At 70.1% G+C, this 25077-nt stretch carries 21 protein-coding genes, 1 tRNA gene, 1 other RNA gene and 1 pseudogene; 11 read left to right on the plus strand and 13 right to left on the minus strand.

What is annotated here, in order from left to right; genetic code table 11:
* Both VIS07_08930 and VIS07_08935 read right to left on the minus strand, forming a co-directional pair.
* The coding region (locus VIS07_08930) for an SNF2-related protein (protein HEY8515625.1) at positions 1-510 on the minus strand (510 nt) is incomplete at its 3' end.
* Positions 497-1359 (minus strand): annotated as a pseudogene (locus VIS07_08935) (WYL domain-containing protein). The pseudogene VIS07_08935 and the gene VIS07_08930, both read right to left, overlap by 14 nt.
* 148 nt (positions 1360-1507) lie before the next feature.
* On the opposite strand from VIS07_08935, the gene dnaE reads away from it, so the two are divergent.
* The 6 genes from dnaE (at position 1508) to VIS07_08965 (ending at position 10391) form a co-directional block, all read left to right on the plus strand.
* Entirely contained in the window at positions 1508-4969 is a 3462-nt protein-coding gene (gene dnaE, locus VIS07_08940) for a DNA polymerase III subunit alpha (GenBank protein ID HEY8515626.1), read from the plus strand.
* A gap of 19 nt (positions 4970-4988) precedes the next feature.
* Complete coding sequence (hflX, locus tag VIS07_08945) at positions 4989-6311, plus strand: GTPase HflX (GenBank protein ID HEY8515627.1); 1323 nt, start codon at positions 4989-4991, stop codon at positions 6309-6311.
* 24 nt (positions 6312-6335) lie between these two features.
* Positions 6336-6884 (plus strand): CDP-alcohol phosphatidyltransferase family protein, encoded by a 549-nt coding sequence (locus VIS07_08950; protein HEY8515628.1) that lies wholly within the window; start codon positions 6336-6338, stop codon positions 6882-6884.
* A 45-nt stretch (positions 6885-6929) separates the two neighbouring features.
* Positions 6930-7853 carry an outer membrane lipoprotein-sorting protein gene (locus tag VIS07_08955; GenBank protein ID HEY8515629.1) on the plus strand — a complete coding sequence of 308 codons (924 nt, stop codon included), beginning with the start codon at positions 6930-6932 and terminating at the stop codon, positions 7851-7853.
* Positions 7843-8772, plus strand: a complete 930-nt coding sequence (locus VIS07_08960; protein HEY8515630.1) for an inositol monophosphatase family protein — start codon at positions 7843-7845, stop codon at positions 8770-8772. Before VIS07_08955 ends, VIS07_08960 begins: the two co-directional genes overlap by 11 nt.
* Positions 8773-8843: 71 nt before the next feature.
* Positions 8844-10391, plus strand: coding sequence for a fused MFS/spermidine synthase (locus tag VIS07_08965; GenBank protein HEY8515631.1), 1548 nt, complete (start codon positions 8844-8846; stop codon positions 10389-10391).
* On the opposite strand, the gene VIS07_08970 is transcribed toward VIS07_08965, so the two are convergent.
* The gene (locus VIS07_08970; protein ID HEY8515632.1) at positions 10379-11161 is read right to left on the minus strand and encodes an NRDE family protein; all 783 of its coding nucleotides are present in this window, start codon (positions 11159-11161) and stop codon (positions 10379-10381) included. The genes VIS07_08965 and VIS07_08970 overlap by 13 nt on opposite strands.
* Before the next feature lie 219 nt (positions 11162-11380).
* On the opposite strand from VIS07_08970, the gene VIS07_08975 reads away from it, so the two are divergent.
* The 5 genes from VIS07_08975 to VIS07_08995 all read left to right on the plus strand — a co-directional run bounded on the left by VIS07_08975 (position 11381) and on the right by VIS07_08995 (position 16640).
* Complete coding sequence (locus tag VIS07_08975; protein ID HEY8515633.1) at positions 11381-12349, plus strand: MoxR family ATPase; 969 nt, start codon at positions 11381-11383, stop codon at positions 12347-12349.
* A gap of 20 nt (positions 12350-12369) precedes the next feature.
* Entirely contained in the window at positions 12370-13791 is a 1422-nt protein-coding gene (locus VIS07_08980) for a VWA domain-containing protein (protein HEY8515634.1), read from the plus strand.
* Positions 13792-13854: 63 nt separating this feature from the next.
* Positions 13855-14370 carry a bifunctional nuclease family protein gene (locus tag VIS07_08985; protein HEY8515635.1) on the plus strand — a complete coding sequence of 172 codons (516 nt, stop codon included), beginning with the start codon at positions 13855-13857 and terminating at the stop codon, positions 14368-14370.
* Positions 14371-14399: 29 nt separating this feature from the next.
* Entirely contained in the window at positions 14400-15155 is a 756-nt protein-coding gene (locus VIS07_08990; GenBank protein HEY8515636.1) for a tetratricopeptide repeat protein, read from the plus strand.
* A 51-nt stretch (positions 15156-15206) separates the two neighbouring features.
* Positions 15207-16640 carry an amidase gene (locus VIS07_08995; protein HEY8515637.1) on the plus strand — a complete coding sequence of 478 codons (1434 nt, stop codon included), beginning with the start codon at positions 15207-15209 and terminating at the stop codon, positions 16638-16640.
* 220 nt (positions 16641-16860) lie between these two features.
* On the opposite strand, the gene VIS07_09000 is transcribed toward VIS07_08995, so the two are convergent.
* The 10 genes from VIS07_09000 to ffs form a co-directional block, all read right to left on the minus strand.
* Positions 16861-17457, minus strand: coding sequence for an XRE family transcriptional regulator (locus tag VIS07_09000; protein ID HEY8515638.1), 597 nt, complete (start codon positions 17455-17457; stop codon positions 16861-16863).
* A gap of 51 nt (positions 17458-17508) precedes the next feature.
* Positions 17509-18132: a tetratricopeptide repeat protein gene (locus VIS07_09005; GenBank protein ID HEY8515639.1), complete on the minus strand. Its 624-nt coding sequence runs from the start codon at positions 18130-18132 to the stop codon at positions 17509-17511.
* Positions 18129-19280, minus strand: coding sequence for a deoxyguanosinetriphosphate triphosphohydrolase (locus VIS07_09010; GenBank protein HEY8515640.1), 1152 nt, complete (start codon positions 19278-19280; stop codon positions 18129-18131). The genes VIS07_09005 and VIS07_09010 overlap by 4 nt, the downstream gene beginning before the upstream one ends.
* Positions 19281-19393: 113 nt before the next feature.
* Entirely contained in the window at positions 19394-20539 is a 1146-nt protein-coding gene (locus VIS07_09015; protein ID HEY8515641.1) for a glycosyltransferase family 9 protein, read from the minus strand.
* A gap of 102 nt (positions 20540-20641) precedes the next feature.
* Positions 20642-20715, minus strand: a tRNA-Arg gene (locus VIS07_09020).
* A gap of 232 nt (positions 20716-20947) precedes the next feature.
* Positions 20948-21937 carry a protein translocase subunit SecF gene (secF, locus tag VIS07_09025; protein ID HEY8515642.1) on the minus strand — a complete coding sequence of 330 codons (990 nt, stop codon included), beginning with the start codon at positions 21935-21937 and terminating at the stop codon, positions 20948-20950.
* Between the two features lie 63 nt (positions 21938-22000).
* Complete coding sequence (recR, locus tag VIS07_09030) at positions 22001-22579, minus strand: recombination mediator RecR (GenBank protein HEY8515643.1); 579 nt, start codon at positions 22577-22579, stop codon at positions 22001-22003.
* A gap of 52 nt (positions 22580-22631) precedes the next feature.
* Positions 22632-22961: a YbaB/EbfC family nucleoid-associated protein gene (locus tag VIS07_09035; GenBank protein HEY8515644.1), complete on the minus strand. Its 330-nt coding sequence runs from the start codon at positions 22959-22961 to the stop codon at positions 22632-22634.
* Between the two features lie 31 nt (positions 22962-22992).
* Positions 22993-24867 (minus strand): DNA polymerase III subunit gamma/tau, encoded by a 1875-nt coding sequence (gene dnaX, locus VIS07_09040; GenBank protein HEY8515645.1) that lies wholly within the window; start codon positions 24865-24867, stop codon positions 22993-22995.
* Between the two features lie 90 nt (positions 24868-24957).
* Positions 24958-25056, minus strand: an RNA gene (ffs, locus tag VIS07_09045) — signal recognition particle sRNA small type.
* Between the last annotated feature and the right edge of the window lie 21 nt (positions 25057-25077).

Raw genomic sequence — 25077 nt, forward strand, 5'->3', positions numbered from 1 at the left:
CTTGTGCGCCTCATCGATGACGACGAGGTCCCACCGGATGGCCCGCAGTTCGTCCCGGATCGAATGGGCGAAGTTGTAGGACAGGATCAGGATGGCGCCCTGGTCCAGCGGATTGCGGGCTTCCCGGCGGGCCTGCCTGTATGCCCTGGCGTCCAGGACGACCGCGGGCAGGTTGAACTTTTCCTGCAGCTCCAGCGCCCATTGCTTGCGCAGCGACGCGGGGCAAAGGATCAGGAGCCGGCGCCGGCGCTCGGCCCAGGACTGGCACAGTACGATGCCGGCCTCGATGGTTTTCCCGAGGCCGACTTCGTCGGCGAGGATCACCCCCTTGGAGAGGGGGTTCTGGAGCGCGAACAGCGCCGCCTCGATCTGGTGGGGGTTGAGATCCACCGAGGCATCAAAGAGTGCCATCGAGAGGCGATCCATGCCCGAGGCCGCCCGACGGGTCAGGTCATGGGCATAGTACTTGGCGTGGTGCGGGGTCAGGGAGATGACATCAGGCGACGCCATCGAGCACCTCCCTGTTCAACAGCACGATCTGCTGGTCCGCCGGGCTCCGGGTGGACGGGTCAGCGTCTAGGCCGAGACGTTTGATCGCGTAGTAGAGCATGGCCTTGCGGACAGTGATGCTGGCCTTGCCGTTGCGCATGCCATAGTCCAGTGCGATGACCTTCTTCTGCGCATCCGACAGCCCCGGGTGCGGGCCGATTTCCAGCGTGATGTGCGTGTGCCAGTCGGCATCCTGGCTGGGGTCCGCGTCACTGGGGCGGCTGTCCCGGATGCCAAGGATGCGCGCCAGCAGGAAGTCCTTGAAGCAGCCGTCGGTGAAGCAGTACGCCCGGGCATGCCAGCGGAAGCCGTCGAACGCGATCGCATGGGGCGCGATCCAGCGCCAGCGCGGGGGCGGGGCTGGAAAGGGACTGGTACTCGGCCTCAAGCGCCTGCCTGGTACCGGATTGCTTCGATGACGTTGCGCAACGTGTGGGCGTCGATGCCGCGAACGGGACTGGGGACTGTGTCGAAGGCCGGCAACTGGCCGATCCAGGTTTCCTCCTGCGCGGCGATGCCGTCGGAGATCGACCGCAGCTGGGACAGGTAGCTCGCCGGGTCCGGTTTTAGGAACAGGGGCTGGAAGCGGTCGCCCCGGACGTAGGCGCGGGCGCTCTTGTCGTAGACCATGTTGCCCGGCGCCATGCCGAGGTAGCGGTTCAGGTCGGCAGAGGCCTGGTTGATCGAGATCCCGAAGGCGGCCATCAGGTCGCCGCGGTTGACATGGCCTTCCCAGAACAACCGGAACTCGATGAACACGAGCCGGCGCTCAATGCCCCACCGAACGCTACGTTGCGTTGCCCCCACCATTGCACCCCAGTATCATGCCCGCATCAGACGCGTCCGCGTGGGTCTCGGCACGCGCAGCGCGCGGCCGGGAAAGGCGAGCGCGAGGAGTGGGGCCTCGTCGGGATCGGCCCGGCGGGGCGAGGGGGCGGCTGCCCCTTCGGAGGGATGAATGGGTTTCGTGCACCTGCACCTGCACACGCAGTACTCGCTGCTCGACGGCGCCAACAAGATCGGCGAGCTGCTTCCGACCATCGCCAAGCTCGGCATGCCGGCGGTCGCGATGACCGACCACGGCAACATGTTCGGCGCGGTGCAGTTCTACACCAAGGCCGCGGAGGTCGGCGTGCAGCCGATCATCGGCTGCGAGGTGTACGTCGCGCCGAAGAGCCGCTTCGACAAGAGCTCGGCGCGCGCCGACGATCCCGAAGCCGGCGGCAACTACCACCTGATCCTGCTCGCGCAGAACGAGAAGGGCTACCGCAACCTCTGCCGCCTGGTGACCGCCGGCTACAAGGAAGGGTTCTACTACAAGCCGCGCATCGACAAGGAGCTGCTGCGCGAGCTGAACGAGGGGCTGTTCTGCCTCTCGGGCTGCCTCGCGAGCGAGATCAACCAGGCGATCGCGCGCTCGGATCTGGTGCGCGCGCGCGAGGTCGCGTCCGAGTTCGCGCAGATCTTCTCGGGCGACCGCTACTACATCGAGATCCAGGACAACCACCTGCCGGAGCAGGAAGCGGCGAACCGCGAGCTGGTCGCGCTCGCCAAGCACCTCGGCCTGCCGCTGATCGCGACCAACGACTGCCACTACCTGCACCGCGACGACGCGGAGGCGCACGAGGTCCTGCTCTGCATCCAGACCGGCAAGACGCTGTCGGATCCGAAGCGCTGGAAGTTCGGCACCGACCAGCTCTACGTGAAGAGCCCCGAGGAGATGCGCGCGGCCTTCGCGGAGTTCCCCGAGGCGATCGACAACACGGTCGACCTCGCGAAGCGCTGCGACTTCAAGATGAGCTTCGGGCAGTACCAGTTCCCGGAGTACACGGTCGAGGAGGGCGACACGCTCGAGGCCGCGCTCGAGCGCGCGGCGCGCGCCGGGCTCGAGCGGCGTCTCGCCGCGATCCGCGCGCAGAACAAGAAGTTCACCGACGCCGACGTCCCGCGCTACGTCGAGCGCCTCGAGACGGAGCTCGACGTCATCAAGCGGATGGGCTTCGCCGGCTACTTCCTGATCGTCTCGGACTTCATCACCTGGGCGAAGCGCCGCGGCATCCCGGTCGGACCGGGGCGCGGCTCGGCGGCGGGTAGCCTCGTCGCCTGGGTGATGGAGATCACCGACCTCGATCCCCTCGCGCACGGGCTGCTGTTCGAGCGCTTCCTGAACCCCGAGCGCAAGTCGATGCCCGACATCGACGTCGACTTCTGCTTCGAGCGGCGCGACGAGGTGATCCAGTACGTCCGCGAGAAGTACGGCGAAGACCGCGTCGCGCAGATCATCACCTTCGGAACGCTCAAGGGGAAGGCGGCGCTGAAGGACGTCGGCCGCGTGCTCGAGTTCAGCTTCGGCGACACCGACCGGCTCGCGAAGCTCTACCCGGCGCCGCGCCAAGGCAAGGAGTACGCGCTCGCGAAGGCGCTCGAGATGGAGCCCAAGCTGCGCGAGGTGCGCGACAAGGGCGAGCGCGAGCAGAAGCTCTTCGCCTACGCGCTCAAGCTCGAAGGCTTGATGCGCCACCACTCGAAGCACGCGGCCGGCATCGTGATCGCGTCGAAGCCGCTGGTCGAGTCGGTGCCGCTGTGCGTCGACAAGGACGGCAACGTCCTCACGCAGTTCTCGGGCACCGACATCGAGAAGATCGGCCTCATCAAGTTCGACTTCCTCGGGCTCAAGAACCTGACGCTGATCCAGAACACGGTGAACCGCATCAAGGCGAACCGTGGCATCGAGGTCGACGTCTCGGCGCTGCCGCTCGACGACAAGAAGACCTACCGCCTGCTGTCGCGCGGCGAGACGGTCGGCGTGTTCCAGATGGAATCGAGCGGCATGCGCGACCTCGTGACGCGCGTCAAGCCGACCTGCTTCGAGGACATCGTCGCGATCAACGCGCTGTTCCGTCCCGGACCGCTCGACTCCGGCATGGTCGACTCGTTCGTGCTGCGCAAGCACGGCAAGGAGGAGATCACCTACCTGCACCCGCTGCTCGAGCCGATCCTGAAAGAGACCTACGGCATCATGGTCTACCAGGAGCAGGTGATGCAGGCGGCGCAGGTGCTCGCCGGCTACTCGCTCGGCGACGCAGACAACCTGCGCCGCGCCATGGGCAAGAAGAAGCCCGAGGAGATGGCGCGTGAGCGCTCGCGCTTCGTCGAGGGCGCGGTCAAGAACGGAATCAGCGAGAAGCTCGCGGGCGACATCTTCGACCAGATGGAGACCTTCGCGGGCTATGGCTTCAACAAGTCGCACGCGGCCGCGTACGCGCTGGTGTCGTTCCAGACCGCGTACCTGAAGGCGCACTACCCCGAGGAGTTCATCGCGGCGCTGATGACCCTCGAAATGGACGACGCCGACCGCACGCACAAGAACATCGCCGAGGCGCGCGAGCGGAAGATCCCGGTGCTGCCGCCGGACATCAACGAGAGCCGCGAGGACTTCACGGTCGTCGAGGGCAAGATCCGCTTCGGGCTCGGCGCCATCAAGGGCGTGGGCGCGAAGGCGATCGAGGCGATCCTCGCGTCGCGCGACGCGGACGGGCCGTTCCTCGGGCTCGACGACCTGGTGCGCCGCGTGCGCTCGGCGCACGTCAACCGGCGCGTGCTCGAGAGCCTGATCAAGTGCGGCGCCTTCGACTCGTCGGGCGTCGATCGCGCGAGCCTGCTCGCGGGCCTCGACGACGTCATGCGCTGGGCGAACAACGCGGTGCTGAACCTCGACCAGCACAGCCTGTTCAGCGGCCTGCGCAACGGCGAGCCCGAGCGCTTCAACTTCCCGCGCGTCAGCAACTGGTCGCCGCAGGAGCTGCTCGCCGCCGAGAAGGAGACGCTCGGCTTCTTCATCACCGCGCACCCGCTCGACCGCTACGAGCGCCAGCTCGCGAAGCTCGTCACCTGCCGGACGGTCGACCTGCGCAACCTGCCGAACCAGCAGAAGGTCACGCTCGCCGGCGTCATCCAGGGTCTACGATTGAAGAATAGTCGCAAGGGCGACCGCTACGCGACTTTCTTCCTCGAGGACAAGCACGGTATCGTGGAGGTGATCGCGTGGCCCGACGCCTTCCGGAAGTTCGAGCCGCTGATCACCGGAAGCGAGCCGGTATGCGTGAGCGGACGACTGGACGTGAGCGAAGAGCGGCGACAGATCATCGCCGACGAGCTGACGCGGCTCGAGGAGGCGCGTGCGAGAGCCATCCGCGAGCTGCAGATCTCGCTCGATGCGCGCCGCGTGACGCGCGAGGCGGTGGAGCGCCTGCGGCAGACGCTGACGCGCTACCCGGGTCCGTGTCCCGCGTACGTGCACGTCGTGCGCGAGGAGTACGAGACCCGCATCGCGCTCGAGAAGCACGGTGTCGCCACGACGCACGAGCTGATCGCGGCGCTCGCCGAGCGCATCGAAGGGGTGGAGGCGCGATTCATCTAGTGACCCTGGGAGGGGCGCGATGAGTCGTCGGCGCACGCACGAGGTGCGGCGCGCCGACGAGCGGGCGCTGCTGGTCGGCACCGAGCTGACGAGCGCGCGCCACGACGGCGGTCCGAGCGTCGAGGAGTCGCTCGAGGAGCTCGCGCAGCTCTGCCGCACCGCCGGGGTCGAGGTCGTCGGCCGGACGTGGCAGCGCCGCGCCGTGCCCGACGTCCGCACCTACGTCGGCAAGGGCAAGGTCGAGGAGATCAAGAACCTCGTGCAGGAGCTCGAGGCCGGCGTGGTGGTGTTCGACGACCCGCTCTCGCCGGCGCAGCAGCGCAACCTCGAGCGCGCCATCGGCCTCGGGCCGGGCGGCGAGCCGACCGTCAAGGTGCTCGACCGCAGCCAGCTCATCCTCGACATCTTCGCGCAGCGCGCGCACACGCTCGAGGGCAAGCTGCAGGTCGAGCTCGCGCAGCTCGAGTATCTGCTGCCGCGCCTCACCGGCCACTGGACGCACCTGTCGCGTCTCAAGGCCGGCGTCGGCATGCGCGGCCCCGGTGAGACGCAGCTCGAGGTCGACCGACGGCGGATCCGCGACCGCATCGCGATGCTGCGCCGTCGTCTGGTCGAGGTCGCGCGCACGCGCCGCCTGCACCGCGAGGAGCGCGCGCAGGTGCCGTTCCCGACCATCGCGCTCGTCGGCTACACCAACGCCGGCAAGTCGACCCTGATGCGGCGGCTCACCGGCGCGGACGTGCTGATCGACGACATGCTGTTCGCGACGCTCGATCCCACCGTGCGTCGCATCAAGCTGCCGCGCAGCGGGGTGGCGCTGCTGTCGGACACCGTCGGCTTCATCCACAAGCTGCCGCACCAGCTCGTCGAGGCGTTCAAGAGCACGCTCGAGGAGGTGCGGACCGCCGACCTGCTGCTGCACGTCGTCGACGCGTCGAACGAGGCGCGCGCGCGCCACATCGCCGTGGTCAAGGACGTGCTGAAGGAGATCGAGGCGGACGAGCGGCCGGTGATCCTGGTGCTCAACAAGATCGACCGCCTGAACGACGAGGCGCGGCGGGCGATCGAGCTCGAGGCGCAGCGCGAGGGCGGCGTCGCCGTGTCGGCGGCGACCGGCGACGGCATCGACGAGCTGCGCGAGAAGATCGACGGCATCCTCGACGCGCGCACCACCAAGACCGAGTTCCGCGTGCCGCTCGACCGCGGTGAGGTGCTCGCACGGCTGCACCGGTACGGCGCCGTGCTCGACTCGCGCCTGGACGGCGACGCGACCTTCGTGACCGCGCTCGTGACGCCGAAGCTCGCGGGGCAGATCCGCAAGGCGCTCGCCGAGCCCGCCTGACGCAGCGCGGGGCCCCAGCCAGCGATGCTCAACATTCCGAACACCCTGACCCTGCTGCGCATCGTCGCGATCCCGGCGATCCTGATCTCGCTCGACGAGGGGAGCTACGGGCTCGCGTTCGCGCTGTTCGTCGCGGCCGGGATCACCGACGGTCTCGACGGCGGGATCGCGCGCATGACCAACACGCGCACCGATCTCGGCTCCTACCTCGACCCGCTGGCCGACAAGGGGCTCGTGCTGAGCCTGCTGATCAAGCTCACCTGGATGGGGATGATCCCGCGCTGGGCGCTGACCATCATCCTGACGCGCGACATCGCATGCTTGACGGGCTACGCGATCCTGTTCTTCCTCACCGGGGAGCGGCTCGAGGTGCGCCCGACCCTGGTCGGCAAGCTCGCGACCTTCCTGACCCTGACCGGTCTCGCCGGGGTGCTGCTCGTGCTCACGTACCCCGAGGTGCGGGGCGCGATCCCGACCGAGGCGATCTTCATCGCGGCTGCGGGAGCCACGGCGATCGCCGGCGTGCAGTACGTCGGGCGCGGGCTGCGCTGGTACCAGACGCGACCCACGTGAAGTCGACGCTCCGAGCGACGCATCTTCTCTGCTAGGCTGCTTCGGATGACGCGCTCGACCAACGCGACCACCCCGAGCGGGACCTCCGCCAAGCTCCTCGTTCTCCTCGCCGGCGCGCTCCTCTTGCTGACGCGCGCGGCCGCCGCGCAGGAGCCCGCCGACACGCCCGGCGCAGGCGCCCTCGACGCGGCGCTCGGCGCGAGCCCGAGCCCGTCGGCGAACCCGGCGCGGGCGCTGCTCGACGAGATCAACCACCTCGACGACACCACCCGGCGCTGGACCGACCGCACCCAGCGCCTGAAGCTCCTGATCGTCGACGGACGCGGCACCGAGCGTCAGCGCGAGCTGCGCATGAAGACGCTCAAGCGCGACGGCGGCGAGGACAAGACGATCACCGTGTTCTTCGCGCCGCCCGAGGTACGCGGCACCTCGTTCCTGCAGTTCGCGCACAAGGACCGCGACGCCGAGCAGTGGCTCTGGCTGCCGGCGCTGAACCGCGTGCGTCAGATCTCCGCGCAGTCGAAGAACGAGAGCTTCGTCGGGACCGACTTCAGCTACCGCGACCTCGAGCTGCTGACCGACGTCTTCGAGTGGACCGAGGCCGAGGCCACCTCGCGTCTCGTCGGCAACGAGCAGATCGAGGGTCGCGACGCGGCGATCATCGAGCTCGAGCCGAAGAAGAAGGACGTCGGCTACCGGCGGATCCGGCTTGCGATCACCACGCCGGACAAGGTTCTGCGCCGCATGGAGTTCTGGGCGGGGCAGGGGAGCGCGCCGAAGAAGCTGCTGCACCTCGACGACATCCGCGACGTGAACGGCATCCCGACCGCGTTCCGGCTGGAGATGCTCCAGCCCGCGGCTGGCAGCCGGACGCTCGTCGAGGTGCTCGACGTCCGCTACGACCAGGGGCTCTCCGAGGACGAGTTCACGCAGCGGGCGCTCGAGCGCGGGGCTCTCGATGACGAGTGAGCGTGGCTCCGGCCGTCGCGAAGGCCGCAGCACGGCGGCCGGTCGCGAACGGCGCGGGCGCGGGCTGCTCGCGACGCTCGGCCGCGCGGCGGCGCTCGGTCGCGCGCTGCGACGCGAGCCCGAGGGCACGCCGAAGAGCGAAGCGCCGCCGCGGCCGCCGCTCGACGCCCGCACGCTGACCCGTCTCGCGCGCCGCGCCGGAGCCATCGGTCTCACGCAGTTCCGCCGCGCTTCCGCGGAGCGCAGCGCCGCGGGCACGCTCGTCACCGAGGCCGATCGCGAGATCGAGCGCTGGATCCGCAGCGAGATGGGCAGCGTCGCGCCCGACCTCGCGGTGATCGGCGAGGAGCTCGCGCCGACCGGGAACGCGGCCGAGGGCTGGGCGCTCGCGGTCGACCCGATCGACGGCACCGAGGCCTACGTCGCGGGGCTGCCCACCTGGTCGGTCTCGCTCGGCTTGCTCCATCGCGGCGTCCCGGTCGCGGGCGTGGTCTACCTGCCGGCGTTCGACGACCTCTACCTCGCGTACGGCGGCACGCTGCGCTGGAACGGCGTCGAGGTGCCGCCGGGTGGCGTCGAGCCGCAGCACACGGGCTTCGTGCTCGCGTACTCGGAGTTCCACCGGCGTCCGCTGCTGCGTCTGCGCGGCAAGGTGCGCGCGCTCGGCTCGACCGCGTACCACCTGAGCCTGGTCGCGCGCGGCGCCGCGGAGGCGGCGATCATCGGCCGCGTGCGGGTCTGGGACGTGGCGGCCGGCAAGGCGCTGCTCGACGCCGTGGGCGGAGAGCTCGTCTACCTGCGCACCGGACAGCCGGTCGATCTCTCGGCGCTGCTGCACGGCGCGCCGACGCGTGACTTCATGGTCGCGGCGCGCGCCGGCGCGACGCAGCGGGTCTTGCAGCGCATCAAGCGTCGCTGAGTCGCGTGATGCGGCTTGCGCGCTCCGACGCGCGCGGGCAATAACGAGCGCTCCTCCGGATCACCCGTTCCATGCCACCAGCGAGCGACAACTCCTTCCCGGGGGACGACCGGCTGCTTCGGGTTCTCCTGCCCATCAGCGTGTTCGTCTCCGGCGCCGTGGTGATGATCGTCGAGGTGCTGTGCACGCGGCTCATCGCCCCGGTCTACGGGACGAGTTTGCACGTGTGGTCGGCGACCATCGCGGTCACGCTGCTCGCGCTGTCGGTCGGCTACTGGATCGGCGGCCGGGTCGCCGATCGTTACCCGCGGGCGTCGACGTACTTCCTGGTCTTCGAGCTCGCCGCGCTGCTGATCGTGCTGCTGCCGCTCCTGCGCGAGCCGATTTTGGACTTTACGCAGCCCCTCGGTCTGCGCGGCGGCGCGCTCGGCGCGGCGGTGCTCTTTCTCGGCGCTCCGCTGACGCTGCTCGGCATGATCTCGCCGTATGCGGTGCGCCTCGCGACGCACGTGCTGACCGACCTCGGCCGCACCGCGGGACGCCTCTACGCGCTGTCGACCGCGGGCAGCCTGATCGGCACGCTGCTCGCGGGCTTCTACCTGATCCCGAGCTTCCGGCTACGCTCGGTGTTCCTGGGCTCGGCGCTCTTCCTGGTGGTGCCGGCGGTCGCCTACCAGGCCCTGGCGGCGCGGCGGCACCTCGCGATGCTCGCGCTGGTGCTGGCGGCGTGCGGCCTCGTCGCCGCGAGCCCGACCGCGACGGCGGAGGGCATCCGGCACGTCGAGGAGTCGCACTTCGGGCAGCTCAAGGTGCTCGACTCCGGCGGCGCGCGCACGATGCTCGTCAACGGCACGATCCAGACGCAGACGATCGCCGGCACCAACGTCGCGATCACGGCGTACGCGCCGATCCTCACCGAGCTCGCGTGGCGCGCGCGTCCGCACGGACGGCGCGCGCTGATCGTCGGGCTCGGGGGCGGCGTGCTGGTGCCGCTGTTCAACGCGCTCGGCGTCAAGTGCCAGATCGTCGAGATCGACCCGAAGATCGTCGACGTGGCGCGCGAGTACTTCGCGTTCGATCCGCGGCGGACGCCGGTCGCGATCGCCGACGGTCGGCAGTTCCTGGCCAGCACGGACGACCGCTACGACTACATCATCCTCGACGCGTTCGCGGGCGAGGTGCTGCCGGTGCACCTGCTGACCCGCGAGATGGTGGCGCTGCTCGACGAGCGGCTCGCCAAGCGCGGCGTCGTGGTGCTGAACTACCTCGGCTACCGCGAGGGCGAGCGCGCGCGCCCGCTGCGCTCGGTGGTGCGGACGCTCGAGACGCGCTTCCCGCACGTCGTCGTCTACCCGAGCTACCCGCCGGGCGACTACGGCAACAACATCGTGCTCGCGGCGCGCGAGCCGATCGAGCTGCGCGGCGGGCCGCGTCCGTTCCCGGTGCCGCCGTGGCTCGAGGAGCAGGTGCGCGTCCAGCCGCCGCTCGACGTCACCGGCGACGCGATCGTCCTGAGCGACGACTACAACCCGCTCGACCTCTGGGCGGTCGACGCCGCGGAGGCCTGGCGGCGCTCCGCGCTCCACACGTTCTCGCGCGAAGTCCTCTACGCCGAGTGAGCGGCCGCCGTCTGCTCCTCCTGCCAGGGGAGTGGCACGCGGCGGTAGCTCCCCTGACACGGCGCGCGCGAGGAGTGCAGGAAGCGGAACCCGCCGCGGTCGTCGGCGAGCAGGATGCTCGACGAGCGCGTGCCGAAGGCGTCGGTGTGGATGCAGAGCTGATCGGTCGGCGCGCGGTCGTCGAGCGCGGTCAGATGGTCGCCCAGCACCTCGTGCAGCCCGGCGACGAGCGCGCTCCGATCGCGCGTCTCGATGAAGCGCGTCGCGAGCGCCTGGAAGCGCTGCGCCGAGCGCGAGATGCGCGGGCAGGTGCCGTCGTTCAGGTCGAGGTTGCTGAGCAGGTGCGTGCCGGGCGGCAGCTCCTCCACCACGACTCCCTCGCTGCGGTTCTGCGCGACGATCGCGCTCGAGCGGTCGGCGACGAGGATGTTGAACGGGTTGTGCGCGTCGGGCGGCACTTCGCGCAGCAGCGCCGCCGCGGCCTCGACCGACTCGGCGCGGGCGAGCGTGACGCAGAGCTCGCCGCGCGACTTGCGGGTCGGGTCGGGCGGCTGCGTCGACCGGCGGTTCAGCACCCCGACCACCATCTCGCGCGAGCTCACCGCGAGCCACGAGCCGCCGGCCACCAGGTCACGTCCGCCGATCACCGTCGGCTCGGACGCGAGCAGGGTGGGGCGCTCGGCGGGCCGGGCGTAGAACTCGTCGCGGTTCGCCGCCACGACGAGCGGCAGCCCCGGCAGGACGCGCGTCATCACGGCGAGCGTGCACATGGCAGGCGTCATAGTCGCCTGGGCCGCTGGCGCAAGCGTCGCGGGTACGTGGCGAGCGCGGGGGAGCGTGCAGGGCAGGCGGCCGGCGACCCGACGGGTCTCGGCGCGGTGCGCGGACCAAGCTTCCACGGGCCTGGAGTCGCGCGCCTCGATTCAGAGTTTCCATGGCAGGGCGGCTGTGTTACCCGGACTCATCCGGGCCCGCCCCGACTCTCGCCCATGTTTTCGAGCATCGACGACGTCGTCCAACGATTCGCTGCCGAGAAGTACATCTGCAGTCGCACGATCGCGACCGTGGTGTACCTCGCCACCCAGATGCGCAAGCCGATCCTGGTCGAAGGGCCGGCTGGCGTTGGCAAGACCGAGCTCGCCAAGGTCGCGGCGCGCTGCCTCGGCCACGAGCTGATCCGCCTGCAGTGCTACGAGGGCCTCGACGAGGCCAAGGCGCTGTACGAGTGGGAGTACGGCAAGCAGCTGCTCTACACCCAGATCCTGAAGGACAAGATCGGGGAGGTGCTCGCCGGCACGACGACGCTCAAGGAAGCGGTCGAGCGCATCTCGGCGCAGGACGGCGTTTTCTTCTCGGAGAGGTTCATCCTGCCGCGTCCGCTGCTGCGCGCGATCACGTCGGAGAAGCCGGTCGTCCTGCTGGTCGACGAGATCGACAAGTCGGACGCCGAGTTCGAGGCCTTCCTGCTCGAGATCCTGAGCGATTTCCAGGTCAGCGTTCCCGAGCTCGGCACGATCACGGCGCGTCAAGTGCCGCTCGTCGTGCTGACCAGCAACAACAGCCGCGAGGTCTCCGACGCGCTCAAGCGCCGCTGCCTGCACCTCTTCATCGACTACCCGTCGCAGCAGCAGGAGCTCGAGATCATCAAGCTCAAGGTTCCGGAGGTCTCGGAGGCGCTCGCGGCGGACGTCGTCGCGGTCGTGCAGGCGGTGCGCAAGCTCGACCTCAAGAAGTCGCCGAGCATCAGCGAGACGCTCGACTGGGCGCGGGCGCTCGCTCTGCTCAACGTCGAGACGCTCGGCGAGGAGCTGGTCAACGACACGCTGACCACGATCTTCAAGTACGAGGGCGACGTGCGAAAGGCGCAGACCGAGCTGCGCGAGTACATGGCCCGCCAGAAGGCGCGCGCCCGGACCGAGGGGCAGCCCGACCCCGCGGACAAGGACGTCCTGCACTGACGACGGTGTAGGCCTCCTCCGTGGAAGCGAAGATCATCGAGTTCGCGGGGCTTCTTCGGCGCCACGGGCTCCGGATCTCCCCCGCGGAATCGCTCGACGCGCTGAACGCCCTCGAGGGCACGGGCGTCGCGACGCGCGAGGTCGTCAAGGACGTCCTGCGCGCGACGATGGTCAAGCGCGCGACCGATCTGCCAACCTTCGAGGAGCTCTTCGACCTCTACTTCTCGGCGCTCGGCGAGGCGATCCGCGAGAGCACCGAGCAGACGGCCGCGGCCGTCGCCGGCTCGCTCGCCGACTACCAGAAACTGCTCGAGCAGCTCGAGGAGCTGCTGCGCAAGCGTCAAGAGCAGGGGCAGGAGCTCTCGGAGCTCGCCAAGGCGCTGCTGCGTCACGACGACGGGACGCTCGAGCGCAGGATGCGCGAGGCGGCGGAGAGCGTGCGCTCGAGCTCGGGCGAGCGCAGCAGGCAGGAAGGGCAGATCGGCCACGCGCTCGGCGAGCAGCTTCGCCTGGGCGAGGTCATGCGCGAGCTCGAAGGGCTGTCGGAGCAGCTCGAGGAGCTCGGCGTCGACGGCGAGACCGCAGCCAAGCTGCGCGAGCTCATCAAGCGTCGCCTCGCGGACCTCGCCGATCTGATCAAGCGCGCCGCGCGTCTCGAGGTGGCGCGCGAGAAGCCGAAGCCGCGCGATCCCACGGGGCTCCAGACGCTCGCCGAGAAGAGCTTCTACTATCTCACCGAGGACGAGATCCGCCGGATGAAGGAGGCGGTGACGCGGCTCGCGCAGCGCCTCAAGCACGTCGTCTCGATCAAGCGTCAGCAGGCGAAGCGCGGCAAGTTCGATCTGCAGCGCACGCTGCGGCACAACACGCAGTACGGCGGCGTGCCGTTCGACGTGCACTTCGATCGCCGCAAGAAGAACCGTCCGCAGATCGTCGTCATGTGCGACGTCTCGGACTCGGTGCGCAACGTGTCGCGCTTCATGCTGCAGTTCGTCTACTCGCTGCAGGACCTGTACTCGAAGGTGCGAAGCTTCATCTTCGTCGCCGACGTCGGCGAGGTGACGAAGCTCTTCGAGGAGCACGACATCAACCAGGCGATCGACCTCTCGCTGCGCGGCGACGTGATCAACGTGTTCGCGCACTCCGACTTCGGCCGCGCCTTCAAGAGCTTCCACCGCGATCACCTGGCGGCGATCAACCGGCGCACGACCTTCATCGTCCTCGGCGACGCGCGCAACAACTACAACCTGCCGCACGAGTGGGTGCTGCGGGACATCCAGCGCAAGGCGAAGCAGGTGATCTGGCTCAATCCCGAGAGCAAGACGACCTGGGGCTTCGGCGACAGCGAGATGGACCGCTACATGCCGTTTTGCGACGTGGTCGAGGAGTGCCGGAATCTGAACCAGCTCTACCGCGTCATCGATCGCCTGGTCGTGTCCTGAGCGCCCCGTCCGCACCCGGGTCGAGCGTTGACCCGGGGGACGCCGGTGGCTAGGAATGAAGCGGTGAGCCGCGAGGATTTCATTCTCATGAGCGTGGGCGGCCTGACGCTCGACCCGGTCACGAAGACCCCCATCGTCGTGCTCCGGGACTCCGAGAACAAGCTGAACCTGCCGATCTGGATTGGACTCCTCGAGGCGACCGCCATGGCCACCGAGCTCGAAGGCATCAAGATGGCGCGTCCCATGACGCACGACCTGCTGAACTCGATCATCAGCGAGCTCGGGGCCGCCGTCGAGTCGGTCGAGGTCAACGACCTCCGCGACAACACGTTCTTCGCTCGAGTGCGGCTACGGCATGACGATCGGGTGCTCGAGGTCGACTCGCGGCCGAGCGACGCGATCTCGCTCGCGCTGCGCACCAAGAGCCCGATCTACGTCGCGAAGAAGGTGCTCGAGCAGTCGAGCGTCTTGCAGCAGGCGGAGGAGGAGAAGGAGCAGAATCTCTCCAACGTCTCGCGCGACAAGTGGGCCGAAATCCTCGAGAAGATGGTTCCCGAGGACTTCAAGTACAAAATGTAACGGGGCAGGGCACGGAACCCCGCAAGCACATGACCCAGGCCGCGTCGACCACCACGAAGCGCGAGCGCTTCCGCCGCAAGGACCTACGCCAGCCCGACGAGTTCATCTCGCTGTCGCGTCGTGCGATCGAGTGGGGCCAGCAGAACCTGCGCCTCGTCCAGATCGGCGCGGCGGGACTGCTCGGTGTCCTGCTGCTCGTCGGCGCGATCACCTGGTACGTCCAGGCGCGTGCCGAGCGCGCGGCGCGCGCGTACTACGGCGCCAACGAGCTGTTCAAGCGCGAGCAGTGGGGCGAGGCGTACGAGAGCTTCCGTGCGGTCGCGAACGACTACGGCAGCACCTCGTACGGCAGGCTCGCGAAGCTCTACGCCGGACGCGCCGCGATGAAGGCGGGCAAGCCCGCCGAGGCGGTGCCGATGCTGCGCGAGTTCGCGAACCAGGCGCCGGATCCGGCGCTCGAGCAGCTGGCGCTCGTCGAGCTCGCCGCGGCGCTCGAGGCGAGCGGTGACGCGTCGAGCGCGCGCACCGAGCTCGAGCGCGCGGTGGCCATCGACGGTCCGGCGAAGCCCGAAGCGCAGATCTCGCTCGCGCGGCTCGCGGAGGCGGCAGGCGAGAAGGACAAGGCGATCGAGCTCTACCAGAAGTACCTCGAGGAAGACCCCGACGGCGCTTCCGCCGAGCTCGCGCGCATGCGTCTCGTCGGGCTCGGCGTCACGCCGCCGCCGGCGCCGCCCAGCCTGGGCTTCCCGGGCGGCATGTCGATGCCGCAGATCCAGATCCAGTAGCGCGCTCAGGGTCGCGGTCGGCACGGCCCGCGACGCCGGGAGGCCCGACCGATGGACGACGTTCTCCAGCTCGACGCGACCGCCCAGGCGGAGCTCGTTCGCCGCCGTGAGATCTCGCCGACCGAGCTCGTCGACGCGGCCATCGCGCGCATCGGGCGTCTCGACCCGAAGATCAACGCCGTCATCCTGCCGAGCTTCGAGAAGGCGCGCGCCCAGGCCGCGTCGCGCGATCTTCCGGACGGACCGTTCCGCGGCGTTCCGTTCCTGCTCAAGGACCTCGGCGGACAGTCGGCCGGCGACCCGTACTGCGCCGGAACGCGCATCCTGCGCGACCTCGGGCGACGCGAGGAGGCGGACTCGTACTTCACGGCGAAGCTCCGCGCCGCGGGCTTCTGCTTCGTCGGACGCAGCAACACGCCGGAGCTCGGACTCCTGCCGACCACCGAGCCCGAGGCCTTCGGCGCGACGCGCAATCCCTGGAACCTCGAGCATTCGCCCGGCGGCTCGAGCGGCGGCTCCGCGGCGGCCGTCGCCGCCGGCATGGTGTCGATCGCGCACGCGAGCGACGGCGGCGGCTCGATCCGCATCCCGGCGAGCCACTGCGGTCTCGTCGGCCTGAAGCCGACGCGCGCTCGCAGCTCGTTCGGACCGGACGCCGGCGAGCGCTGGAGCGGGCTCTCGTGCGAGCTCGTCGTCGCGCGCAGCGTGCGCGACGTGGCGGCGGTGCTCGACGTCGTCGCGGGCCCGATGCCCGGCGATCCGTACTTCGCGCCGCCGCCGCGCGAGCCGTTCGTGAAGGCGCTCGCGCGCCGCGAGCGGCTGCGCATCGGGCTCATGACCGAGGGGCCGCGCGGCGTCGCGGTGCACCCCGGGTGCGTCGCCGCGGCCGAGAAAGCCGCGCGCGTCCTCGAGGACCTCGGCCACGTCGTCGAGCGCTCGCATCCCGCGGCGCTGCACGATCCGTCGGGCGTCGAGAGCCTCGTCGTGCTGATCGGCGTCAACACCGTCCGCACGCTCGAGGTCTACGAGGAGATGGCCGGCCGCAAGCTCGGCCCGGACGACATGGAGCCGCTCACCTGGGCGCTCGCCCAGGCGATGCGCGAGCGGCGCGCCTCGGAGCTGCTGGCCGCGCAGCAGAAGGTGCACGCGTTCTCGCGCCGCATGGCCGCCTGGTGGGAGGAGGGCTTCGACGTGCTCGTCACGCCGACCACCGCCGAGCCGCCGCCGCGCCTCGGCTGGCTGACCTCGACCCGCGAGGAGCCGTTCCGGGCGTTCGCGCGCGCTGCGAGCTTCACGGCGTACACGTCGGCGTTCAACCTGACGGGTCAGCCCGCGATCTCGCTGCCGCTGCACGTGACCGCCGACGGACTGCCGGTCGGCGCGCAGCTCGTCGCCGCGTACGGACGCGAGGACGTGCTCTTGAGCCTCGCTGCGGCGATCGAGGAAGCGGCGCCGTGGGCGGATCGGCGTCCGCGGCTCGAGTGACGACGCCGTAGCCGCGCGCGGCGGGAGGCTGCGCTCAGCAGCCCTGGTAGGCCCGTCTTTTCCAGCACTTGGAGCCGGCATCGGCCGCCCCAGAACGTCCGATAAGAGAGATTATGACAAATACCCTCCTGTGGGTTGGGCGCACGGAAAACCCTACTCCCCCGGTGGGCTCGGCGCTGAAACCTGCACGGAGGTCACCGTCTAGCCTCGTCGCGGAAGCTCATCGCGAGCGCGGCTCCGAGGCGCTTACCACCGCGTAGCGCGCCGTCTTGTGGGTCGGGTTGTGGAGCATCGACGGCCCGTCGAGCTGCATGGCGAGGCAGTCGCCCTTGCGCAGCCGGTGGCGCTCCGTGCCGATCGTCACCTCGATCTCGCCGTCGAGCACCCAGACCTGCTGGTGGACGGGCGTCTCGTGTCCTGGGTTCTCGAACGCGACGTGGGCGCCGGCCGGCAGCTGCACCTCGACGATCCGCATCGGCTGCCCGGCGCCTGGCGGCGTGACGTTGCGCCGCACGTAGCCCGAGCCCGGGTCACGCCAGGTGGGCTGGTCCTCGCGGCGCGCCAGCGGGCCGCTCGGGGGGCCGCCGTCGGTCGCCGGGGCCTCGAACAGCGCGGCGAGCGTCACGCCGAGCCCAGCCGCGAGCTTCTCGAGCACGACGACGGTCGGGCTCGTCTCGCCGCGCTCGATCAGGGAGATCATCGAGCGGCTGACGCCGCTGCGGCCGGCCAGCGCCTCGAGCGACAGCCCGCGCTCGGTGCGCAGCGCGCGCACCCGCTCGGCGATGCGGGCGTCGAGATCGCTCGTCGGTGCATCCATGATGCTGGATGAATCTTCCAGTATATTGGAAGCGGAGTGAAGCGCACCACCCTATTCCTCCGGCGCCCCTCCGCCGCCATCCCCCATCGCGCGGCGGCGCAGCGTCGCGCGGATGTGCTCGGCGTCCTCGGGCTGCAAGCGCGCGAGCGCGGTGCGCGCGCGGCGGTCGTTGGGACGCACGGCCAGCACCTGCTGCAGGTACTCGCGCGCCGCGAGCCGCCGGTCCTCGTGCAGCGCGATCTCCGCGAGCAGACGCAGCACCTCGATGTCGGTCGGCGCGACCTCGCGCGCGCGCGTCAAGTAGCGGCGTGCGTTCTCGCGGTCGCGGTGGCGGTAGTACAAGCGGCCGAGCGCCTTCAGGGCGTCGGCGCCGAGCGGCGCGAGGCGCAGCGCTTCCTCGAGCTGTCCGATCGCCGAGCGGACGCGTCCGGCGCGGATCAGATCGCGCGCCATCGCGACCAGGTTGCGGCTCTCTTCGGCGAACTCGCGCACGTCGGCCTCGACCCGCAGCACGGCGTCGTCGAGCTCGACGTGGCGCAGCGTCGCCTGCGGACCGAGGTAGGCCCGCAGCAGCGCGAGCGTCTCGTCGCGGTCGGTGGCGCCGAGAAAGACGCGGCCGAGCGCGTCGGTCTTGTGGTCCTCGCGGTGGATCTCGAGGGTGACCCGGCGCTTCATACCTTCTCGAGCGGATCGAAGAGCTTCTTGTACTCGTCGAGCGCGAAGCGGTCGGTCATGCCGGCGATGTAGTCGGCGATGACGCGCGCGCGGTCCTCCCCTTTCTCGATCAGCGCGTAGACGTGCGGCGGCATCTGGCGCGGCTCGTCGAGGTAGGTGTTGAACAGCCCAGTGATGATCGTTTTTGCCTTGACGCCCATCCGCGTGACGCGCACGTGCGTGTAGAGGTGCGCCATCAGGAAGTCCTTGAGCTCGCGGATCTTCGGCGCCATCTCCGGGCTGTAGTCGACGAGTCGCGGCCGCACCGCGCGTACGTCGTCGATCGACTTGATTCCGTGCTGCGCGAGCTGGCGCTCGACGTGCGCGACCAGGTCCGAGACCATCGCGTCGAGGATGCGGCGCACCGTCTGGTAGCGGAGCAACGAGAACGGCGCCTTGGGCCAGCGGGCGCGCGCCTCCGCGAAGTGCTCGCGCCACAGCGTGACCTGCTCCATCTGCTCCGGGTGCAGCATGCCGGACTGCAGGCCGTCGTCGATGTCGTGGCAGTTGTACGCGATCTCGTCGGCGAAGTCGGCGATCTGCGCCTCGAGGCACGGCGCGAGGTGCGGATCGAAGCGCTTGACCATCGGGCGATCGTACTCGGACGAGTGCTTGACGATGCCCTCGCGCACCTCCCAGGTGAGGTTCAGCCCGGGGAAGTCCGGATAGCGCTCCTCGAGACGCTCGACGATGCGCAGGCTCTGCGCGTTGTGCTCGAAGCCGCCGTACGGCTTCATCAGCGCGTCGAGCACGCGCTCGCCGGCGTGACCGAACGGCGTGTGGCCGAGGTCGTGCGCGAGGACGACCGCCTCCGCGAGGTCCTCGTTGAGCCGCAGCGCGCGCGCCATCGTGCGCGTGATCTGCGCGCCCTCCATCGTGTGCGTGAGGCGCGTCCGGTAGTAGTCGCCCTCGTGATTGACGAAGACCTGCGTCTTGTACTCGAGGCGGCGGAACGCGGTCGAGTGCACGATGCGGTCGCGATCGCGCTGGAACGCGGTGCGCAGCGGATGCTCGGGCTCGGGGAACTCGCGGCCGCGTGATTGCGCGCTGCGCATCGCCCAGGGTGCGAGCAGAGCGTCCTCGCGTGCCTCGTACTCTTCGCGCTTCACCGTCCTCGCACGCTCCCGCGCGCCGATGCGCGCGTACCGGGCGCAGCTATATCGGCAGCCGTCCGAAGCAGCAAGGCGCTCGACGAAGCGCGTGTGAGGAGCGCGCGTTCAGCTCAGGCGACGCGCGTCGCGCGCCCGCTGCCGCCGACGAGCGCGGGCCACGACGGGTGCGCTAAGAGCGCACGCTCGACGTCGGCGACCGACGGCTCGACGAGCGAGACGTCGAGAGGTCCGCGCGGCGGGAAGAACGTCGACGCGCGGTTCGACAGCACGGCGACGCACGGCACGCCGAGCGCGGCCGCGAGGTGCATCGGGCCCGAGTCGGGCGTCACGACGACGGTCGCGGTCGCGAGCAGTGCTGCGAATGCGCGCAGCGGCCGCGGCTCGAGCACGCGGGCGACGCCGGCGAGACGCTCGCGCAGGCGCTCGACCGCGCCCGCCTCGTCCGGGCCGGTGAACACGACGACGCTCGCCCCCTCCCCCGCGACCCGCCGCGCGAGCGCGACCCAGCAGTCCTCGGGCCAGCGCTTCGCGCCGTGCCCGCCGACGAACAGGGCGACGAACGGATGGACGCGCTCGTGGTCCGCGAGCCGCAGGAGCTTCAGCGTTGCGAGAGCATCGGCCGCCTCGGCTTCCGTGACGACGTACACCGGACGCGGCTCGCAGGTGACGCCGAGCCGCTCGGCGAACGCGACCGGACCGTCGTACGCGTGCGTCACCGGCGCGGCCGGCAGCCGGACGTTGAGGAAGCGGTCGCCGCGTCCCGTGATGCCGACGCGGAAGCGCGCGCCGCTGAGAAACGTGTAGAGCCCGCCCGAGAACGAGCCCATCGCGGCTTCGATCGCGACGTCGTACTTGCGGCGGCGCAGACGCGCGAACAGCGCGACGAAGCGCCACGGCCGCGCGACGAAGCGGCGCGAGATGGCGATCCGCTCGTCGATGCCGAGGTGCTCGACGACCGCGAGCGTGCCCTCGCCGCCCAGGTAGTCGATCTGCGCATGCGGGAAGCGCTCGCGCAGCGCCGCGATCAGCGGGCTCGTGATCAGAGCGTTGCCGAGGCGGAAGTTCGGACGCACGAGCAGGACGCGCCGCACGTCGGTCACGTCGTCGAGCGGGATGTTTGGCGTGACCGGGAGAACGAGGTCGAGCAGGCGTCCGAGCAGCCACTGGCCGACGGCCTCGAGGCGGCCGCCGATGGCGGACGCGATTCGCCGGACGCTCCGGGCCCGCGTACGGACCCGCCCTCGGTTTTCCGCCACCAGGCCTCCTCTCTCCCGCCGGGCGTGCCGGTCGGTCCACCGGTGGTAGCGAAACTGGGTCAGGGAGGAAAGCGCAAAGAACGCGCCGCCGCGTTCGGTGAGTGCCCCCGCCGCGATTCGAACGCGGGACCCCAGGATTAGGAATCCTGTGCTCTATCCACCTGAGCTACGGGGGCTCGAGCCGCGAGCGGTCCGTCCCGGTCGCGGTTTCGCTGTTCCTAACACGGCGCGGGCTACCGCCAAACGTCCAGCGCTGGCTCCATGGCGTCACCGACGCAGCCCACAGGAGCGTGACGGCAGCCGCGCACGCACCCGAAAGGACGCAGCAGCGCCCGTCGGGCTTTCACCCCGCGCCGCGAAAGATGGACGGCTCGGGCCGCGGACGCGCCGGTCAGCGGAGACCGCCGCTCAGGCCTTCGCCTTCGCGCGGTGCGCCCAGAGCAGCACGATCGGCGCCGCGATGTAGATCGTCGAGTAGGCGCCGGTCACGAAGCCGACGAAGAGCGTGAACGAGAACGGACGCAGCCCGCTGCCGCCCCACACGAGGAGCGCGATCAGCACCAGCAGCACGGTGCCCGTCGTGAGCAACGTGCGCGACAGCGTCTCGTTGATCGCGCGGTTGATGACGGTCGCGAGGTCCGCCTTGGGGTTGCGCTTCAGGATCTCGCGGATGCGGTCCGAGATGATGATCGTGTCGTTGACCGAGAAGCCGACGACCGTGAGCAGCGCCGCGAGCGTCGTCAGGTCGAAGGTCAACTGGGTCAGCACGAGCGCGCCGATCGAGATCAGCACGTCGTGGATCAGCGCGATCACCGCTCCGACGCCGAAGCTCCACTCGAAGCGCAGCGCGATGTAGATGCCCATGCAGATCGTCGCGAAGGTCACCGCGAGCAGACCTTGCTGGCGGAGCTGCGCGCCGACCTTCGGGCCGACGCTCTCGACGCTGAGGATGTCGAACGCGCCCTCCTGCGGGCGGCTCTTGCGGAACGCTTCGCTGAGGCGCTCCCCGATGCTGCTCATCTCGGCGCCTTCCTCGATGTCGAAGCGCAGCAGGAACTCGCGGCCCTGGTTGCCGAAGTCCTGCACCGTCAGCTCGCGCAGGTCGAGGTCGGCGAGCTCGCTGCGAAGATCGCCGGCGGTCGTCGGCTCGGCGAAGCGGACGCGGACGTCCGTGCCGCCGCGGAAGTCGACGCCGTAGTTCAGACCTACCGTGAAGAGCAGGATCAGCGCGACGATGTTGAGGACCGTCGAGAGCGCGACGAAGAAGCGTCGCTTGCCGACGAAGTCGATGTTGAGATCGCCGGGAATGAGCTCGCGGAACTTCGGCGGGGTCGTCGGCGCGGCCTCCCCTGCGGGGCCCTTGCGGGTCGTGGCTTTCTTCGTCTGCGGCTCTGCCATTGGAATACCGGTCTCTCGCGTCTAGCACCGCCCCCCGGGGCTCTCAACCGAGGGGTCGGCGCGTCACATCTCGCGGCGCCCCTCGAGCGACTTCGACAGCGTGATCGCGTCCGTGTACTCGACGTCGCCGCCCATCGGCAGGCCACGTGCGATGCGCGTCACGCGGACGCCCAGCGGCTTGACCAGACGCGCGATGTAGAGCGCCGTCGCCTCGCCTTCCGCCGTCGGGTTGGTGGCGACGATGATCTCGGCGACGCCGCCGCGCTTGACGCGCTCGACGAGCTCGCTGCAGCGCAGGTGCTCCGGGCCGATGCCGTCGAGCGGTGAGATCGCGCCGCCGAGCACGTGGTAGTGGCCGCGGTACTCCTGGGCGCGCTCGAGCGCGAGCATGTCGGCGGGCTCCTCGACGACGCAGACCTCGTCCGCGCGTCGCTTCGGATCGGAGCAGATGCTGCACGGGTCCTGCTCGGTGAGCCCGAAGCAGCGCGAGCACAGGCGGCTCTGCTCCTTGACGCTGAGCAACGCCTGCGCGAGGTCGGCGGCGTACGAGTGGTCGGCGCGCAGGATGTAGAAGGCGAGCCGCGTCGCGGTCTTCTCGCCGATGCCGGGCAGGCGCTTCAGCTCCTCGACGAGGCGCTGCATGGATGGCGTCAGGGCGGTCGGCATCGGTGGCTGTCGTGAACCTCGCTTCTTGTCAGCCGAGGCCGGGGATGCGCAAGCCTCCGGTGAGCTTCGACATCTCCTCGGCCATCATCCCCTGCGCCTTGCGCAGCGCCTCGTTGACCGCGGCGACGATCAGGTCCTCCAGCATCTCGCGGTCGTCGCTGCGCAGGATCTCCGGGTCGATCTTGACGGACAGCACCTGCAGCTTGCCATTGACCTTGGCGACGACCATGCCGCCGCCGGCCGACGCTTCGACGGTCCGCGCACCGACCTCCTCCTGCAGGCTCGTGAGCCGCTCCTGCATGGCCTTCGCCTGCTTCATGAGGTCGCCCATGCTCGACAGATCGAACGGATTTGCCATTGCTCGACTCTCTTTCGCCGCGTTGCGCGGATCAGTCCTCGCGGCGGTTGCGCGGTAGCACGCCTTCGACACGCCCCTCGAGGATCTCGACGCTGAGCTGCACGATCGGATCTTCGCGCGCGGCACGGTCGAGCGCCGCGTGGTTCGCGGTCGGGCTCGGCACGCTGCCGTCGCCCGGCACGACGGGCTCGAAGCGCAGGCGGCGTCCGAACGCGCGCTCGATCGCCTCTTCGATCTGCGCACGCACGTCCGGCGCGGTGAGCGCCGCGACCGCTTCCTTGCCCGTGACCGCGACGCGCAGCACCTCGTCGCCGACCTCGAGCACCTTGCTGTACGAGAGGCGGAAGAAGCGCGACGCGCTCGCGCGCTGCAGCGCGTCCACGAGGCCCTTCCAGCGCGCCTGATCGGTCGACGCTGCGGAAGCCGTGCCGCGAGCGGCGCTGCTGCCGTTGCCGTTCGTGGCCGTCGTACCCGGCGCGGACGACGCTGCCGTCGCGCGCGCGGGGAACGTCGCCGCATTCGCGGCCGCCGCGCTGACGCCGGCGGCGCGCAGGCCCATGCCGTCGCTCGGCCCGGCCGCCCTGGGCTGAGGCGTCATGGACGCAGCCGACGTCGCGCGCGGGCCCGGCGCCATCGGGGCGGAGCGTCCCGGCGTCGGCATCGGGATCGTGCGCTGCGGACGCCCGCCGCCGCGGCCGTCGTCGCCGCCGCCGCGCTCGAGCGCTTCCAGACGCGCCACGAGCTCGTCGAGCGGCACGAGCGGCGCGAGCGTCGCCATCTGCACCACCGCCATCTCCAGGACCAGGCGCGGGTACGGGCTCTTCGAGATCTCGTCGAGCGCGTCGAGCAGGATGCGGAACCAGCGCTGCAGGTCCGATTGCGGGACGCCGCGCTGCGTGGCCTCGAGCTCGTCGATCGCCGCGGGCTCGAGGTCGGCGAGCGCCTGGCGACCGGCGACCGCGAGGACGGTCAGGTTGCGGATGCGCTCGAGCATCGCCTGCCCGAAGCGCGCCATGTCGATGCCCTGCGCGCACACCCGCGCCACGACCTCGAGCGCCTTGCCCGGATCGCGCGCGATCGCGGCGTCGACCACCTCGCGCACGGCGCGCTGGTCGGGCAGACCGAGCGCCGCGTTGACCGCCTCGACGTCGACCCTCCCCGAGGAGAACGCGAGCACCTGATCGAGCAGCGAGGTCGCGTCGCGCAGGCTGCCGCCCGCCTCGCGGGCGATCGCGCGCAGCGCCTCCTCGTCCGCCTCCATGCCCTCCGAGCGCACCATCGCGCCCAGCGTGCGGACCACCGTCTCGGTCGCGACCGAGCGGAAGTCGAAGCGCTGGCAGCGCGACAGAATGGTCGACGGCAGCTTGTGGACGGCGGTCGTCGCCAGGATGAACTTCGCGTGCGGCGGCGGCTCCTCGAGCGTCTTGAGGAACGCGTCGACCGCCTGCTTCGAGAGACCGTGCGCCTCGTCGATGATGTAGACGCGGAAGCGTCCGCTCGCCGGCTGGTACTTGACGGTCTCGAGGAGCTCGCGGGTCGCGTCGATGCCGGTCTGCGAGGCGGCGTCGACCTCGAGGACGTCGAGCGAGCGTCCTTCCGTGATCTCGATGCAGCTCGCGCAGCGGTTGCAGGGCGTCGGCGTCGGACCCTCGGCGCAGTTGAGCGCCTTGGCGAGGATGCGCGCGGTCGTCGTCTTGCCGACGCCGCGCATGCCGCTGAACACGAACGCGTGCGCCAGGCGACCGGTCGTCAGCGCGTTGATCAGCGTCTGGGTGACGTGCTCCTGGCCGACGACGTCGGCGAAGGTCTGTGGCCGCGCGCGCCGCGCGAGCACCTGGTAGGCGCCGCCGGCGCCCGTCCCTCGACCGGATGCGGGCTGTGGGAAGAGTTCCCGCTCGTCAGTCATGGTGCCGCTCGCGGACAACGACCGGGCCGTCGTCCGCGGTCGGGTCGACGCGCGCGGTCACGTAGACCTACTTGCTGCGAGCACGTCAGTGATAGCTAGGCACCCCCGCGGCACAGAGGAGAAATCGGTACCGTTGCTCCCTTCCGGGCCTGGCGGGGTTCGCGACCTCCTCTTGCGCAGGACCTAGCTATCACTGACATGCCCGATGCG

It is taken from the genome of Candidatus Binatia bacterium (assembly GCA_036563615.1).
Classification (GTDB): Bacteria; Desulfobacterota; Binatia; order UBA12015; family UBA12015; genus DATCMB01.

What these genes read in the sequence shown, in the direction of transcription:
- VIS07_08965 (HEY8515631.1), top strand. Translation starts at nt 8,844, where the DNA reads ATGCCACCAGCGAGCGACAACTCCTTCCCGGGGGACGACCGGCTGCTT.
- dnaE (HEY8515626.1), top strand. Translation starts at nt 1,508, where the DNA reads ATGGGTTTCGTGCACCTGCACCTGCACACGCAGTACTCGCTGCTCGAC.
- VIS07_08990 (HEY8515636.1), top strand. Translation starts at nt 14,400, where the DNA reads ATGACCCAGGCCGCGTCGACCACCACGAAGCGCGAGCGCTTCCGCCGC.
- VIS07_09035 (HEY8515644.1), bottom strand. Translation starts at nt 22,961, where the DNA reads ATGGCAAATCCGTTCGATCTGTCGAGCATGGGCGACCTCATGAAGCAG.
- VIS07_08975 (HEY8515633.1), top strand. Translation starts at nt 11,381, where the DNA reads ATGTTTTCGAGCATCGACGACGTCGTCCAACGATTCGCTGCCGAGAAG.
- VIS07_08995 (HEY8515637.1), top strand. Translation starts at nt 15,207, where the DNA reads ATGGACGACGTTCTCCAGCTCGACGCGACCGCCCAGGCGGAGCTCGTT.
- recR (HEY8515643.1), bottom strand. Translation starts at nt 22,579, where the DNA reads ATGCAGCGCCTCGTCGAGGAGCTGAAGCGCCTGCCCGGCATCGGCGAG.
- VIS07_09000 (HEY8515638.1), bottom strand. Translation starts at nt 17,457, where the DNA reads ATGGATGCACCGACGAGCGATCTCGACGCCCGCATCGCCGAGCGGGTG.
- hflX (HEY8515627.1), top strand. Translation starts at nt 4,989, where the DNA reads ATGAGTCGTCGGCGCACGCACGAGGTGCGGCGCGCCGACGAGCGGGCG.
- VIS07_08960 (HEY8515630.1), top strand. Translation starts at nt 7,843, where the DNA reads ATGACGAGTGAGCGTGGCTCCGGCCGTCGCGAAGGCCGCAGCACGGCG.
- dnaX (HEY8515645.1), bottom strand. Translation starts at nt 24,867, where the DNA reads ATGACTGACGAGCGGGAACTCTTCCCACAGCCCGCATCCGGTCGAGGG.
- VIS07_08950 (HEY8515628.1), top strand. Translation starts at nt 6,336, where the DNA reads ATGCTCAACATTCCGAACACCCTGACCCTGCTGCGCATCGTCGCGATC.
- VIS07_08970 (HEY8515632.1), bottom strand. Translation starts at nt 11,161, where the DNA reads ATGTGCACGCTCGCCGTGATGACGCGCGTCCTGCCGGGGCTGCCGCTC.
- secF (HEY8515642.1), bottom strand. Translation starts at nt 21,937, where the DNA reads ATGGCAGAGCCGCAGACGAAGAAAGCCACGACCCGCAAGGGCCCCGCA.
- VIS07_08955 (HEY8515629.1), top strand. Translation starts at nt 6,930, where the DNA reads ATGACGCGCTCGACCAACGCGACCACCCCGAGCGGGACCTCCGCCAAG.
- VIS07_09005 (HEY8515639.1), bottom strand. Translation starts at nt 18,132, where the DNA reads ATGAAGCGCCGGGTCACCCTCGAGATCCACCGCGAGGACCACAAGACC.